Source organism: Pseudonocardia autotrophica, assembly GCF_003945385.1.
Classification (GTDB): Bacteria; Actinomycetota; Actinomycetes; order Mycobacteriales; family Pseudonocardiaceae; genus Pseudonocardia; species Pseudonocardia autotrophica.
In genome coordinates this window covers 6000554-6015662 of the sequence record NZ_AP018920.1, presented here as the reverse complement: position 1 = coordinate 6015662, position 15109 = coordinate 6000554, and the positions used below count along the sequence as shown (strand labels likewise).

The following is a 15109-nucleotide window of genomic DNA, read 5'->3' as shown; positions in this document are numbered from 1 at the left end:
CGCGATTCATGACCGATCCGACCGGCGATCCGTCCGCTCCCGCGGTCTGTCTCGACGTCGGCTCCTCCTGGACGAAGGCGGTGCTGGTGCTGCCGGACGGCACCGCGGCCGGTTTCGCGGAGCATCCCACCACTTCCGACCTGCACGAGGGCGTCGATGCCGCGGTGGCCGCCGCGGCGGCATCGGCTGGGCGCGGTGCCGGCCCCACACCGCAGGTGCTGGCCTGCTCGTCGGCGGGCGGGCCGCTGCGGCTCGCTGTGGTCGGGGCCGAACGGCTCTCCACGGTCGAGGCCGGGCACCGGGTCTGCCGGTCCGCCGGGGCCCGGCTGGTCGGCGTGCACACCGGGCCGCTGGAGGGAAGTGCGGTCCGCGAGCTCGCCGCCCAGCAGCCCGGTGCGGTGCTGCTGCTCGGCGGGCCGGACGGCGAGGACCCAGGAGTGCTCCTGCACAACGCCGGCCGGCTGGCCAGGACCCGGGGCCGGTGGCCGGTGCTGCTCGCGGTCGATCCCTCCGCCCGTGACGACGCGCTGAACCTGCTCCGGGCCGGCGGGCGCACCGTGCAGTCCTGCCCGAACCCGACGCCCCGGCCGGGGGAGATCGTGCCCGGCCCGGTGCGCGACGCCGTCGCCGCGTTGTATGCCCGGCAGGCGCTCGGGGCCCGTCCGCGGCGCCCGGGGGAGCAGGCCCGTAGCCGGACGCCGGTCGCCGTCGCGGACGGCGCGCGGGCACTGGCCCGGCTGAGCGGGACCGGGGTGCTGGTGGTGGACGTCGGGTCGGCCACCACTGACGTGCACGGTTGCGGGCCGGACGGAGCGGACCACCCCGCGCCCACCGTGATGACGGTCGAGGGCGATCTCGGGGTCCGGGACGGGGCCGCCGGGGTCCTCGTCGAGGGGCAGACCGAGGGTCTGGTCGATCCGGTCGAGGCGGACCTGCTCGGCCCGGCGGTCGCCGCGCTCGCCGCCTCCGGGGCCGCGGTCCCGGCCGACCGGGGTGCCGCGGCGGAGGATCGCCGGCTCGCCGCGGTGGCCGCCGTCGTCGCGCTGCGGCGGCACCTGCGCTATACCGGCCGGATCGACGCGTCGGACCCGGGAGGCATGCCGGGGCTGCCCGGATCCGGCGCGGGGCGACCGTCGCCCGCGGAACGGGCGGCGGGAGACCGTGAGATCGGTCTCGTCGTCCTGACCGGCGGGGTGTTCCGGCAGCGGGACCCGGCCGGGCTCGCCGCGGTCGCCGCGACGGTGCGCCACGATCCCGCGCTGACGGCGGCTCTTGCGCAGGTCGACGTCGAGATCGACAGCGAATCCGTGCTGGCCCCGGCCGGTCTGCTGGCCGCGCACGGACGCGAGCGCGCAGCGGGCGCGCTGCTCGCCGAGCGGCTGCTGGGATGATCGTCACCGGCGTCCGGAGCGGTTGACACCCACCGGGTGCCTGGGAACGATGGAGCCCGCGAGAGAGTCGGGTGCCGAGAGGCGCTGCAGCGGTGAACCGCTCGGCTGCGTGAGCAGCCGGGCACGATCCGCCACGCTCGGGCCCGACCCGCCACGGACGAGGAAAGGGCGCCTGTCTCCGACGAGGAGGGAGGGCGACGTGACCCGTCCTGGTCCTGTTCGCCCACACCCCCTGCGCGGCCGTCCGGACGAGTACGACCCGATCGCCCGAGGAGGCGCACCCACCCCATGACCGCATCCCAGACCACCGGCCACCCGAAGCTGCAGAACCTGAACGGACTCGACTTCGCGATCGCCGACATCGGCGGGCACGAGGCCGGGCGTAAGGACATCCGGCTGGCCGAGAACGAGATGCCGGGTCTGATGGACCTGCGTCGGGAGTATGCTGAGGCCAAGCCGTTGCACGGTGCCCGGATCGCGGGCTCGCTGCACATGACGACCCAGACCGCGGTGTTGATCGAGACCCTGGTCAGCCTGGGGGCTGATGTGCGGTGGGTGTCGTGCAACATCTTCTCCACCCAGGATGATTCGGCGGCGGCGACGGTGGTCGGTCCGCACGGCACGCCGGAGAAGCCGGCGGGTGTGCCGGTGTTCGCCTGGAAGGGCGAGTCGCTCGAGGACTACTGGTGGTGCACCGAGCAGCTGTTCAAGTTCACCGATGAGGCCGGCAACGTCGTGGGGCCGAACATGATCCTCGACGACGGTGGTGACGCGACGCTGCTGGTGCACAAGGGTGTGGAGTTCGAGCAGACCGGTGTGGTGCCGAGCTTCGCCGATGACGACCTGAGCGTCTCGGACGAGGAGCGGGTGGTGTTCGACACGCTGCGGCGCAGCCTGGCCGAGGACCCGAAGCGCTGGACGACGATCAACTCCGACATCCGTGGGGTCACCGAGGAGACCACGACCGGGGTGAACCGGCTCTACCAGCTGGCTGAGCAGGGCAAGTTGTTGTTCCCGGCGATCAATGTGAACGACTCGGTGACGAAGTCGAAGTTCGACAACAAGTACGGCATCCGGCACTCGTTGCTCGACGGGTTGAACCGCGCCACCGATGTGCTGATCGGCGGCAAGGTCGCGGTGGTGGCCGGTTACGGCGACGTCGGTAAGGGCTGTGCGGAGGCCCTGGCGGGTCAGGGTGCGCGGGTGATCGTGTCGGAGATCGACCCGATCTGTGCGTTGCAGGCGTTGCTGGAGGGCTTCCAGGTGGCCCGGGTGGAGGACGTCATCGGTTCGGCGGACGTGGTGGTGACCACGACGGGGAACAAGGACATCATCACCACCGAGCTGATGGCGAAGATGAAGCACCAGGCGATCCTGTGCAACGTCGGTCATTTCGACAACGAGATCGACATGGCCGGGCTGGGCCGGATCCCGGGCATCAACAAGGTCAACATCAAGCCGCAGGTCGATGAGTGGATCTTCCCGGACGGGCACACGATCCTGGTGCTGTCCGAGGGGCGGCTGATGAACCTGGGCAACGCGACCGGGCACCCGTCGTTCGTGATGTCGAACTCGTTCGCGAACCAGACGATCGCCCAGATCGAGCTGTTCACCAAGCACGACGAGTACAACAAGGACGTCTACCGGCTCCCGAAGCACCTCGACGAGAAGGTCGCGAAGGTGCACGTGCTGGCACTGGGCGGGGAACTGACCACGCTGTCCAAGGACCAGGCCGAGTACATCGGTGTCGATGTCGAGGGCCCGTACAAGCCCGAGCACTACCGCTACTGAGCACTTTCCGCTCTCCCGACCGGCGGCGCGGTGGCCGTGCACGGCCACCGCGCCGCCGGCATCTGTACAGAAGTCGGTGACGATGATCGAGATCGGTTCCGGGGACGGCTGGGTGCACTGCGCCGCCGGCCACCGGCACTGGGGCCGCTTCGGTGCGGCCGGGCTGCTCGTCCGGCACCGCGATGACACCGACCCGCCCGGCGTCGACCGGGTGCTGCTGCAGCACCGGGCGTCCTGGAGCCACCACGGTGGGACCTGGGGCATCCCCGGCGGCGCCCGCGACCGCGGCGAGCCCGCCCGGGCGGCCGCGCTGCGTGAGGCCGCCGAGGAGAGTTCGCTGGACACCGCGTCGGTCCGGCATCTCGACGAGTTCGTCGACGACCACGGCGGCTGGACCTACACCACCGTCGTCGTCCGGGCGCCCGCCGCGCCACCGGTGACGGTGCGCGGGCAGGAGAGCACCGAGCTGCGCTGGGTGCGCACCGACCGGTTCGACGAGCTGGCCCTGCATCCCGGCTTCGCGACGAGCTGGCCGCGGGTCGGCCTGCTCGGCACCGGATAGGCTCTGCGCCCGTGGGACGGCTGGTGGTCATCGAGGGTCTCGACGGTGCCGGGAAGCGCACCCTCGCCGCGCGGCTGACCGCCGAGCTGTCCGCCGCCGGCGGCACCGTGTGCTCCACGGCCTTCCCCCGTTACGACGACGACGTGCACGCCGAACTGGCCCGCGACGCGCTCTACGGCCGGATGGGCGATCTGGCCTCCTCGGTGCACGCGATGGCGGTGCTGTTCGCGCTCGACCGGCGCGCGGCCATCCCGGCCCTGCGCACCGATCTCGCCACGCACGACGTGGTGCTGGTCGACCGGTATGTCGCCTCGAACGCCGCCTACAACGCCGCCCGGCTGGGGCAGGACGCCCACGGTGAGGTCGTCGAATGGGTGCGCGCGCTGGAGGTGGAGCGCTTCGACCTCCCGGTTCCCGATCACCAGCTGCTGCTCGCACCGCCCCGCGAGGTGGCCGCCGAGCGCGCCCGTGCCCGGGAACTCACCGAACCGGGCCGCGAGCGGGACGCCTACGAGAGCGACGATGCCCTGCAGGCCCGCACCGACGCGGTCTACCGGCAGCTCGCCGGTGCGGGCTGGCTGAGCCCGTGGACGGTCGTCGACGGCAGTGGGCCCGATCCTGCGCCGGCGCTGGCCCGGCTGCTGCTCGACGGCCCCGGGTAGCGGTTCCCACCCTCCGGCGGCGCGCGGACGGGCCCTCCCCGCTCGGTCTCCGGAGCCGGGGTGGGATATTGGGACGCATGAAGTCGCGCGTGCTGGTGGTCGACGACGACCCGGCCCTGGCCGAGATGCTCACCATCGTGCTGCGGGGCGAGGGGTTCGAGACCGCTGTCGTCTCCGACGGCACCCGGGCGCTGCCCGCCGTCCGGGACTCCCCGCCGGATGTGATCCTGCTCGATCTGATGCTGCCCGGGATGAACGGCATCGACGTCTGCCGGGCCATCCGGGCGGAGTTCGGCATCCCGATCGTCATGCTCACCGCGAAGAGCGACACGGTCGACGTGGTGCTGGGCCTCGAGTCGGGTGCCGACGACTACGTGATCAAGCCGTTCAAGCCCAAGGAACTGGTCGCCCGGATCCGGGCCAGGGTGCGGCGCAACGAGTCCGAACCCGCCGAGCAGCTGTCGATCGGCGAGATCGACATCGACGTGCCCGCGCACCAGGTGACCAGGTCCGGCCGGCCGATCGCGCTCACCCCCCTGGAGTTCGACCTGCTGGTCGCGCTCGCCCGCAAGCCGCGCCAGGTGTTCACCCGTGAGGTGCTGCTCGAGCAGGTCTGGGGCTACCGGCACGCTGCCGACACCCGGCTGGTGAACGTGCACGTGCAGCGCCTCCGTTCGAAGGTGGAGCGCGACCCGGAGCGCCCCGAGGTGGTCCTGACCGTTCGTGGGGTGGGGTACAAGGCCGGGCCTCCGTGAGCGGCGGGCCCCGGGTGCGGAAGCGATGAGCCGGCTCGGGATCCGGCGCCGGCTCGTCCGGCTGCCCGGCGTCGCACGACTCGTGCGGGGACTCGCCCCGCTGCGGGCCCAGGCGCACGAACTCGGCGCGCTGGTGGCCGCCTCCTGGCGGCGGTCGCTGCAGCTGCGGGTCGTGGTCTCGACGCTCGCACTGTCCTCTGCGGTGGTGCTCGTGCTGGGCCTCGTGCTGCAGAGCGAGATCGCCGAGCGGCTGCTGCAGAGCAAGATCAACGGCGCGCTCGTCCAGGCCGAGACCGGCCGGGTGGTGCTCGAGGGCGAGCTCTCCGGCGTCGATCCGGACCGTGAGGGCGCGCAGGAGATCCTGAACGCCGCGCTGCAGCGGCTGACCAACACCGAGGACTCCTCGCCCGGCACGTCCACGGCCGGTGACTTCCGGGCGGCGCTGACGAGCGGGATCGGCAACGGCCCCGAGATCTCCTCCGGCCCGGTGGACGAGGTCACCCCGGAGCAGCGGGCCACGGTCGCCGAGGGCGGGGTGAGCCGCCAGTACACGACCGTCGACGGGGTGCCGACGCTGGTGATCGGGCAGCCGGTCTCCACCGCGGGCCGGGACCTGCAGTTCTATCTGCTCTTCCCGCTGGAGGGGGAGCGACTGACGCTGAACCTGGTGCAGAGCACGCTGATCGTGGGTGGACTGGTGCTGCTGGTCCTGCTCGCGGCGATCGCCAGTCTCGTGACCAGGCAGGTGGTGCGGCCGATCCGGCACGCCGCCGACGTGGCGGAGCGGTTCGCCGGCGGCCATCTCGACGAGCGGATGGCCGTGCGCGGCGAGGACGAGGTGGCGCGGCTCGCCGAGTCCTACAACGAGATGGCGGGCAGCCTCGCCGCGCAGATCGCGCAGCTGGAGGAGTTCGGTGCGCTGCAGCGCCGGTTCACCTCGGACGTCAGCCACGAGCTGCGCACACCGCTGACGACGGTCCGGATGGCGGCCGACGTGCTCTACGCATCCCGCGACGAGCTGCTGCCTGCCCTGCGCCGCAGCTCCGAGCTGTTGGTCACCGAGCTCGACCGGTTCGAGGAGCTGCTCGCCGATCTGCTGGAGATCTCCCGGCTGGACGCCGGTGTCGCCGAGCTGGGTGCCGAGCAGATCGACCTGTCGGCCGTGGTGCAGCGCGCCGTCGGTGCCGTGCGTGGGCTGGCCACCGACGCCGGTACCGAGCTGGTGCTCGACCTGCCCGCGGGGGAGTACGTCGAGGCCGACTCGCGGCGGGTCGAGCGGATCGTGCGGAACCTGGTGGCGAACGCGATCGATCACGGCGAGGGCCGACCGGTGGAGGTGACGATGGCGGGGGACCCCGCGTCGGTGGCAGTACTGGTGCGCGACCACGGAGTCGGCCTGCGGCCCGGGGAGGCGGACCTGGTGTTCAACCGCTTCTGGCGGGCCGAGGAGTCCCGGGCGCGGCGCAGCGGCGGCACCGGACTGGGCCTGTCGATCAGCATCGAGGACGCCCGGCTGCACGGCGGCTGGCTGCAGGCGTGGGGCGAGCCCGGGAGCGGATCGGCATTCCGGCTGACCCTGCCCCGGCAGGTCGGCGGTCACATCTCCGCCTCTCCGCTGCCGCTCGGCCCGCCGTCGGGTGACGGCGACGCCGCGCGCCGCGACGGACGCCCCGGCAGCTCGGTCCCGACCCCGCCCCGCGGCGTCGTCGCGCGCCGGGACGAGGCCCGGCCGATGCGCGACGACGACGGCCGGCAGCTCCGGTCGGCGGAGGTGGCCCCGGTGCTGCCCGCCGAGCGGGCGATCACCGACCCGGGGGTGGAGCGGTGAGCCCGTTGTTGCGCCGGTTCGGCAGCGGACTGGGGATGCTGATCAGCCTGGTGGTGCTCGCGGGATGCGCGAGCGTGCCGGACCACTCCTCCGTGCAGGTGCTGCGGCAGACCGGGGACACCGGAGCCGCGGTGCCGGACGGCCCGATCGAGGACGCCGATCCGCTCGGCCTGGTCCGCGAGTTCGTCTACGCCTCCGGGCGGCCGGACGACCGGCACGCCTCGGCTCGCCGCTACCTCGCCGCCCCGGCCGCGGACTGGGACGACGGCGCCTCGCTGACCGTGCTCACCGAGCGCTTCGACACGGTGTTCGCCCCCGAGAGCGCCGAGCAGGGCGGGGACCGGGCGGTGGTGCGGCTGCGCGGCACCCGGCTCGGCACGGTCAGCCCCTCCGGCGCGTTCGAGACGTCCGCCGAACCAGTCGAGATCGACATCGGGGTCGTCCGACAGGAGGACCACTGGCGGATCGACCGCCCACCGCCGGGGGTCATGGTCCGGCTGTCGGACTTCCGGACGAACTACCGCTCGTTGCGTGCGTGGTTCGCCGACCCGCAGCGCGGCACGCTGATGTCCGATACCCATTACATCCCCAGCACCCGGCCGATCCAGCTGGCATCCCGGGCGACCGAGGTGCTGCTGGGCGGGCCGTCGGCCGGCCTGGCCGGGGCGGCGGTCACGATGTTCCCGGCGACCGCCCGGCTGCGCTCGGCCGTCGCCGAGTCGCCGGACGGGGCCAGCGTCGTCGATCTCACCGGTGTGTCCGGACTGTCGGTGGCCGACCGGCGGCTGCTCGCCGCGCAGGTCGCCCTCACGCTGGCCGAGGTCAGCGTGCCGCGGGTGCGGGTGCTGTCCGACGGCGAGCCGCTGCTGCCCGACCAGCCCGAGATCACCCGCGACGACGTCGCCGGCCTGGTCTCCACCCCCGACCGGCTCCCGGCCTTCCCGCTGGTGGTCGACGGTGGACGGGTGCGGCAGCTGGCGGACGGCGGCCAGGAGAGACCGGTGCCGGGACAGGCCGGCAACGGCTCGTTCGACGTGGTGGAGGCGGCGGCTTCGGCGCGCGGGGACGGGATCGCGGTCGTCTCCCGTGAGGAGACCGGAACCCAACGGCTGCTGACCGGCCCGATGGCCGGCGAGCTGACCGCCACCCCGGTCTCCGGGGCGGAGGTGACCTCGCTCAGCTGGAACGGCGCGGGCGACGAGATCTGGGCGGTCGCCGACGGCAGGCTGCGCCGGGTGCTGGTCCCGGCCACCGGCCCGCCGGTCGATGCGCCGCTGGACATCGGCCCGCTCGACGGGCTCGGCGAGATCAGGGACGTGGCGCACTCGCGGGAGGGCGGCCGGATCGCGGTGGTCGCCGGGGGCGTCGCACTGGTCGGGCCGGTGGTGCCCGGCGAGAACGGCGAGGCCGCGATCGGACCGCTGCGTGAGCTGCGCCCGAACGAACTGCAGGACGTCGTGGCCGTCGACTGGCGGTCGAGCGAGCAGCTCGCCGTCGCGGCCGACACCGACCGCCCGGTGGCACTCGTGACGATCGACGGCCTGACCCTGGACCCGGTACCGGGCACCAACCTCACCTCCCCGTTGCGTGCGGTGGCGGCCGCTCCCGGGCGGCCGATCTACGTCACCGACCGGACCGGCCTGTGGAGCTACACCGGCGGTGACCTGGACGCCTGGCGGCAGACGGTGGGCGCCTCCACCGGAGCCCGGCCGTTCTATCCGGGCTGATCCGGCGTCCGGGACCAGCGTGGCTGCCGGCGGACGGCCCGCGCAGCGCTGATCCGTGATCTGTGGATGGATCCCGCACATGTGGACAACTCGGCCCGCCGGGGGCCGATCCACGGCTCGCGGCCGGCGGTGTCGGGCAGCATCCCGTCCATGACCGCTGCGGCTCCGTCACCACTGGCATCGTTGCTCGATCTGCTGTTCCCGCGGACCTGCGGCGGCTGCGGCGCTGGTCCACCCGGCAGCGGCGGCTGGTGCCCGGCCTGCGCGGAGAGCACCGCGGGGCCGTGGTCGGTCGCGGTGCCGGGCGCCGGGCGGGTCGCGGTGGCCGGGCGCTACCGGGGGCCGCTGCGCCGCGCGCTGCTGGCCTACAAGGAACGCGGTCGTCGCGATCTCGCAGCGGACCTCGCCGGGCTGCTGGTGTCTCCGGTCGCGGTGGTGCTGCCGGCGTCGGCAACGCGGGTTCCCGGCGGTGTCCGGCTGGTACCCGCTCCGTCTCGTCCGGCTGCGGCCAGGGCCCGCGGTGGCGACCATGTCCTGCGGCTGTGCCGGGCGCTGGAGCCGCGACTCGCAGCGGCCGGGCTGCCGGCCCACACCGCCCCGCTCCTCGCACTCGCCCGGCGGGCCGGCGACTCGGTCGGGCTGGACGCCGCAGCCCGTGCAGCCAACCTGGCCGCGGCACTGCAGCCGGCGGGCCGCGGGTGGCGGACGGTCCCGCCGGACCCGCCGGGACCCGGGACTCCGGTGGTGCTGGTCGACGACGTGGTGACCACCGGCTCGACGCTGCGGGCCTGCCGGCGGGTCCTGCGCGGGCTCGGATGTGAACCGGTCGGGTCGGTGCTGCTGGCCGACGCCACCACACGCGGCGCTGTAGAGTGACGACCATCACACCCATTCGGAGTTCTGATGTGCACCCGGACGGCCGCGTGTCGCAGGCGGGATCCGTCGCGCCGGGCGGGCCGCCGGTGAGTGCGCCAGGTCACGGCCGGATATCACCCGGTTGCCGCGTCGTCGTCGCGGAGCGGGGCCACCTCCGGGTCGAACGTCCCGCTTCCGGGTCGACGAGCGGCCTGTCCCGTCGGCAGATTTCCCGATAACGTCCGATGAACTCCGACCCGATAGCACACCAGGAGGAACGACTGATAGCCCACCCCCGGGGCCGTCGTCGAGACCCGGGTTCAGCACGAGGCGAAGCGAGGGATGTCCGAGTGGAAATCGTTGTCACCGGCCGGAACGTCCAGGTGCCGGACCACTTCCGCGGTCTGGTCGAAGAGAAGCTGACCCGTCTGGAACGCCACGACCACAAGATCGTCGGGATGGAGGTGGAGCTCTTCCACGAACCGAACCGTCGACAGCAGAAATCCTGCCAGCGGGTGGAGATCACCGGTCGCGGCGGCTGTGGTGCCGTCGCCCGCGCCGAGGCCTCGGCGCCCGATTTCTACGCCGCCCTCGACATGGCCGTCAGCAAGCTCGCCGAGCGGCTCCGCCGTTCGCACGATCGCCGCAAGCCCAGCCGCCGCGACCGCGTGCACGCCTCCAGGGTCGCCGCGGACGCCTCCGCCGTCGCGCTGATGGAAGCGGCACCGCCCACCACCGACACGATCCCGGGACCCCGCTCGCACGGCGAGTCCCTCCCCGGCACCGAGCGCGAGCAGCTCGACCGGCTCGAGGAGCAGTGGGCCGCGGAGTACGTGCCCGGCCGCGTCGTACGCGAGAAGACCCACCAGGCGGACCCGATGACGGTCGACGAGGCGCTGTCCCGGATGGAGCTCGTCGGTCACGACTTCTACCTCTTCTCCGACAGCGACTCCGGCCATGCCTCGGTGGTCTACCGGCGGCACGGCTACGACTACGGAGTGATCCGGCTCGGCGGCTGACCGCTCGGCGCGGGTGCCCGGCCGTCCGCGGCCGGCACCCGCGCCCGGCGGTGCCGCGGTGAGCCCCGTGCGCTGCCGCCGGTCGCGGCGGGAGGGGCCTCGCCGAAGCGGCGCGGAACGCGCGACGACGGGCCCGTACCATGGCATCGGGGCGGTGTGACCTCGTCCGGTGAGTGACACCCGTCCCGTGTCCTGACCGCGAACGTGAATGAGGTCGGCAGTGCCCTTCCTGAGTCGACTCCTCCGGGCCGGCGAGACCAAGCTGGTGAAGCGGCTCGGCAAGATCGCCGCGCACATCGACGGTCTGGAGCCCGAGTTCGAGGGCCTCACCGACGCGCAGCTGCGCGCGAAGACCGACGAGTTCCGGCAGCGGCTCGCCGATGGCGAGACCCTCGACGACCTGCTGCCCGAGGCGTTCGCGACGGTCCGTGAGGCGGCTCAGCGCACGCTGGGCCAGCGGCCCTTCACCGTGCAGCTGATGGGTGCCGGTGCGCTGCACCTGGGCAACGTGGCGGAGATGGGCACCGGTGAGGGCAAGACCCTGACCTCGACCCTGGCCGTCTACCTCAACGCCCTCGAGGGCAAAGGCGTGCACGTCGTCACCACGAACGACTACCTCGCCAAGCGCGACTCCGAGACGATGGGCCGGATCCACCGCTGGCTCGGTCTGACCGTCGGCGTGATCCTGTCGGAGATGACGCCGGTCCAGCGCCGCGAGCAGTACGGCTGCGACGTCACCTACGGCACGAACAACGAGTTCGGCTTCGACTACCTGCGCGACAACATGGCGTGGAACGTCGCGGACATGGTCCAGCGCGGCCACAACTTCGCGATCGTCGACGAGGCGGACTCGATCCTGATCGACGAGGCGCGCACCCCGCTGATCATCTCCGGTCCGGCCGAGCAGAGCGCCCGCTGGTACCAGGAGTTCGCGCGGCTCGCGCCGATGCTTTCCAAGGACATCCACTACGAGGTCGACGAGCGCAAGCGCACCGTCGGCATCACCGAGGAGGGTGTCGCGCTGATCGAGGACCAGCTCGGCATCGACAACCTCTACGAGTCCGCGAACACCCCGCTGGTCGGCTATCTGAACAACGCCGTCAAGGTGAAGGAGCTGTTCAAGAAGGACAAGGACTACATCGTCTCGAACGGTGAGGTCCTGATCGTCGACGAGTTCACCGGCCGGGTGCTCGCCGGGCGTCGCTACAACGAGGGCATGCACCAGGCGATCGAGGCCAAGGAAGGCGTCGAGATCAAGCCGGAGAACCAGACCCTGGCGACGATCACGCTGCAGAACTTCTTCCGGCTCTACGACAAGATCTCCGGCATGACCGGTACGGCCCAGACCGAGGCCGCCGAGCTGCACGAGATCTACAAGATGTCGGTCGTGTCGATCCCGCCGAACAGGCCGCGGGTGCGCGCCGACCAGCCGGACTTGATCTACAAGACGGAGGCCGCGAAGTTCGAGGCGGTCGCCGACGACATCGCGGAGAAGAACGCGAACGGTCAGCCCGTGCTGATCGGTACGACCAGCGTCGAGAAGTCCGAGTACCTGGCCAAGCTGCTGCTGCGGCGCTCCGTGCCGCACGAGGTGCTGAACGCGAAGAACCATGCCCGGGAGGCGGCGATCATCGCCCAGGCCGGGCACGCCGGGGCGGTCACCGTCGCGACCAACATGGCCGGTCGAGGCACCGACATCATGCTCGGCGGCAACCCGGAGTTCCTGGCCGACCTGGAGCTGCGCGGTCAGGGCCTCGACCCGGTCGAGACCCGCGAGGAGTACGAGGCCGCGTGGGACGCCGTCCTGGACCGGATGCGCAAGCAGGTCAAGGCCGAAGCCGACGAGGTTCGCGCGGCGGGCGGGCTCTACGTGCTCGGCACCGAGCGGCACGAGTCGCGCCGGATCGACAACCAGCTGCGCGGACGTTCCGGTCGTCAGGGCGACCCCGGCGAGTCGCGGTTCTACCTCTCGCTCGGTGACGAGCTGATGCGCCGGTTCAACGGGCACGTGGTCGAGTCGATCATGAACCGGTTCAACCTGCCGGACGACGTGCCGATCGAGGCCAAGATGGTCACCCGTGCCATCCGGAGCGCACAGACGCAGGTCGAGCAGCAGAACTTCGAGATCCGGAAGAACGTCCTCAAGTACGACGAGGTCCTCAACAAGCAGCGCAAGGTCATCTACGACGAGCGCAGGCGGGTGCTCGACGGCGAGGACGTGCAGCGCCAGACCCGCAACATGCTCGAGGACGTGGTCCACGGCTACGTCGCAGGGGCGACCGCCGAGGGCTACGCCGAGGACTGGGACCTGGAGAAGCTCTGGACCGCGCTGCGCGGCCTCTACCCGGTCTCGATCGACCCGAACTCGCTCGCCGATGACCTCGACGATCTCTCCGCCGACGACCTGGAGAAGCAGATCCTGGCCGACGCCGAGCACGGCTACGCGCGGCGCGAGGCCGAGATCGATGCGCTGATCGGCGCGCAGGGCGGGATGCGTGAGCTCGAGCGCCAGGTGCTGATGCAGGTCATCGACCGCAAGTGGCGCGAGCACCTCTACGAGATGGACTACCTCAAGGAGGGCATCGGGCTACGGGCGATGGCCCAGCGCGACCCGGTGATCGAGTACCAGCGCGAGGGCTACGACATGTTCGCCGCGATGCTCGAGGGCATCAAGGAGGAGACGATCGGGCACCTGTTCAACGTCGTGGTGCAGGTGCAGCAGCCGGCTGCGCCGGTCCAGGAGGCCGAGCCGGAGACGACCGAGATCCCGGTGGTCCGGCGGGCGCCCGCGGAGGACCCGAGCGAGAGCACCGTCGTCCTGCCGAACCTGTTCCGCACGACCCCGCCGCAGAACCTGCAGTACAGCGGGCCCGGCGAGGACGGCGGGGTCGCCCGGCGGGGCGAGGGTGCTGCCGCCGGACCGGGCGGCCGGACCGGTCGCTACCGGGCGGCCGCACCCCGGAGCGCAGCGCCGCAGAACGCAGCGCCGCAGAATCAGGCCCCGCAGAACCAGGCGCCGCAGAACCCGAACGGCAGCGGCTCGGGTGACGGCAGCGTCAACCGCGCCGAGCGCCGTCGCGCGGAGAAGGCGAACCGCAGGCGCCGCTGATCGGGGAGTCACAGCAGCCGGGCGGCGGTGACGACCCAGGGGGTGTCACCGCCCGTCCGGTCGATCCGCAGCGTGAGTGCCCGCACCCGGCCGGCGAGTGCGACGGTCGCGCAGATCTCCGCGGCGTCCGGGTGCGGCTGCCCCACGTGCAGCGGATACCCCCGGCGTGGGCCGTCCGGGTGCGCCCCGCAGCCCGGTGCCCGTGCCCGGCCTGCCGGACGCCTGCGGTGTGGTGCCGGGTGGGCTGTCCGGAGGTAGCGCAGCACGGGCGGTGCGGCGACACCGGCGAGCTGGCCGGCCGGTCGGTTCCCGGCGAGCACCTCCCGGACCAGCCGCACCAGCTCCGCGGCCCGGGCTCTGGTCCGGGCGGCGTCCGGGGCGGTGGTCCCGGGTGGCCGGACCTGCACCCGGGGCGGCTCGGGCGGATCCCGGCGCGGGCTCGCCCCGGAGCGCATCCGGAACCCGCCCGGCAGCACGACGACCAGGCCGGGTGGCAGGTCCACCGGCACCTCCTCCGCGGTCCGGGCGACCAGCACACCGCCGGCCCCCGCGCCGGGGGCGTCGTCGGCGGCCGGGGGCAGGCGGGGGGCGGGGACGGTGGGCGCGGACGGCGGTGGGGTGGAGGCGGTCACCGGTCGAGCGTCCACCGCGGCCGGGCCCGGCGTGGCCGCGCGGGCGGGATTCGTCCCCGCACCGTCCGGCTGCGGCATCGTCCGGTCACGGCACTGTCCGGCTGCGGAATTGCCCAACTGCGGCACTGTCCGGCTGTGGCACTGTCCGGACGCGAGCTGTCCGGCCCCGTACGGCGCACCGTCCGGCTCCGTGCTCTCCGGCACCGGGCACCGCTGTGCGCGGGGGAGTGCGTTCGCAGACGCAGCGTGACGGGTGCGAACGGCCCCGGGGCCGGGGCGGTGGCCCTAGCCTGCCGCGATGCCCGAGGAGCCGCACCCCCGACCACCCCGCCCCACCGGCCCCGACCGGTGGACCACGGTCGCCGAACTGCTGACCCGCGCCGGGGCCGGGGTGTCCGCGTACCGGCGCCGCCGGGTCGCGGAGCACGGCCTGTCCCACACCGGGTTCGCGGTGCTGCAGGCGATCGAGGGGACCGGCGGGCTCGTCCAGCGTGAGCTGGCGGCCCACGTCCGGGTCGGCCCGACCACGCTCACCCCGGTGCTGGACGCGCTCGAGGACGACGGTCTCGTGGTGCGGGCGACGGTCCGCGCGGACCGTCGCGTCCGCCGCGTCGTGATCACCGACGCCGGCCGCGGCCGGCTGCTCGCAGCCCGCTCCGCCGTCCGGGCACCGCGGGTTCCGGATCCCCCGCGCGCGCACGCCGGGGCCATCCGCGAGTATCTGATCGCGGTGATCGCGGCCATGGAGCAGGATCACCGGGGGCAGAAGCTCTGAGGG

The 15109-nt window shown here is 72.9% G+C and carries 12 protein-coding genes; 11 read left to right on the top strand and 1 reads right to left on the bottom strand.

Features of this window, described 5'->3' with window-relative positions:
- Window positions 1-8: 8 nt before the first annotated feature.
- The 10 genes from Pdca_RS27815 (at window position 9) to secA (ending at window position 13699) form a co-directional block, all read left to right on the top strand.
- Window positions 9-1391: a glutamate mutase L gene (locus Pdca_RS27815; protein WP_085914777.1), complete on the top strand. Its 1383-nt coding sequence runs from the start codon at window positions 9-11 to the stop codon at window positions 1389-1391.
- 288 nt (window positions 1392-1679) lie between these two features.
- Window positions 1680-3182 carry an adenosylhomocysteinase gene (gene ahcY, locus Pdca_RS27810; protein ID WP_125911594.1) on the top strand — a complete coding sequence of 501 codons (1503 nt, stop codon included), beginning with the start codon at window positions 1680-1682 and terminating at the stop codon, window positions 3180-3182.
- 82 nt (window positions 3183-3264) lie between these two features.
- Window positions 3265-3744, top strand: coding sequence for an NUDIX domain-containing protein (locus Pdca_RS27805; protein ID WP_085912864.1), 480 nt, complete (start codon window positions 3265-3267; stop codon window positions 3742-3744).
- A gap of 11 nt (window positions 3745-3755) precedes the next feature.
- Window positions 3756-4406: a dTMP kinase gene (locus Pdca_RS27800; protein WP_085912865.1), complete on the top strand. Its 651-nt coding sequence runs from the start codon at window positions 3756-3758 to the stop codon at window positions 4404-4406.
- 77 nt (window positions 4407-4483) lie between these two features.
- Window positions 4484-5161 carry an MtrAB system response regulator MtrA gene (gene mtrA, locus Pdca_RS27795; protein WP_085912866.1) on the top strand — a complete coding sequence of 226 codons (678 nt, stop codon included), beginning with the start codon at window positions 4484-4486 and terminating at the stop codon, window positions 5159-5161.
- A gap of 25 nt (window positions 5162-5186) precedes the next feature.
- Window positions 5187-6989 carry an MtrAB system histidine kinase MtrB gene (mtrB, locus tag Pdca_RS27790; RefSeq protein ID WP_085912867.1) on the top strand — a complete coding sequence of 601 codons (1803 nt, stop codon included), beginning with the start codon at window positions 5187-5189 and terminating at the stop codon, window positions 6987-6989.
- A complete protein-coding gene (locus Pdca_RS27785; protein WP_085912868.1) occupies window positions 6986-8716 on the top strand; it encodes an LpqB family beta-propeller domain-containing protein in 1731 nt (576 codons plus the stop codon). The genes mtrB and Pdca_RS27785 overlap by 4 nt, the downstream gene beginning before the upstream one ends.
- Before the next feature lie 150 nt (window positions 8717-8866).
- A complete protein-coding gene (locus tag Pdca_RS27780) occupies window positions 8867-9592 on the top strand; it encodes a phosphoribosyltransferase family protein (protein ID WP_125911593.1) in 726 nt (241 codons plus the stop codon).
- A 329-nt stretch (window positions 9593-9921) separates the two neighbouring features.
- Window positions 9922-10590, top strand: a complete 669-nt coding sequence (gene hpf / locus Pdca_RS27775) for a ribosome hibernation-promoting factor, HPF/YfiA family (RefSeq protein ID WP_085912869.1) — start codon at window positions 9922-9924, stop codon at window positions 10588-10590.
- Between the two features lie 220 nt (window positions 10591-10810).
- Window positions 10811-13699, top strand: a complete 2889-nt coding sequence (gene secA, locus Pdca_RS27770) for a preprotein translocase subunit SecA (protein WP_085912870.1) — start codon at window positions 10811-10813, stop codon at window positions 13697-13699.
- An 8-nt stretch (window positions 13700-13707) separates the two neighbouring features.
- Here the strand turns inward: secA and Pdca_RS27765 are convergent, their stop codons facing one another.
- Window positions 13708-14331, bottom strand: coding sequence for an Rv3235 family protein (locus Pdca_RS27765; RefSeq protein ID WP_125911592.1), 624 nt, complete (start codon window positions 14329-14331; stop codon window positions 13708-13710).
- Between the two features lie 298 nt (window positions 14332-14629).
- Here Pdca_RS27765 and Pdca_RS27760 point away from each other — a divergent pair, with 298 nt between their 5' ends.
- Entirely contained in the window at window positions 14630-15106 is a 477-nt protein-coding gene (locus Pdca_RS27760; RefSeq protein WP_085912872.1) for a MarR family winged helix-turn-helix transcriptional regulator, read from the top strand.
- The last annotated feature ends 3 nt before the right edge of the window (window positions 15107-15109 follow it).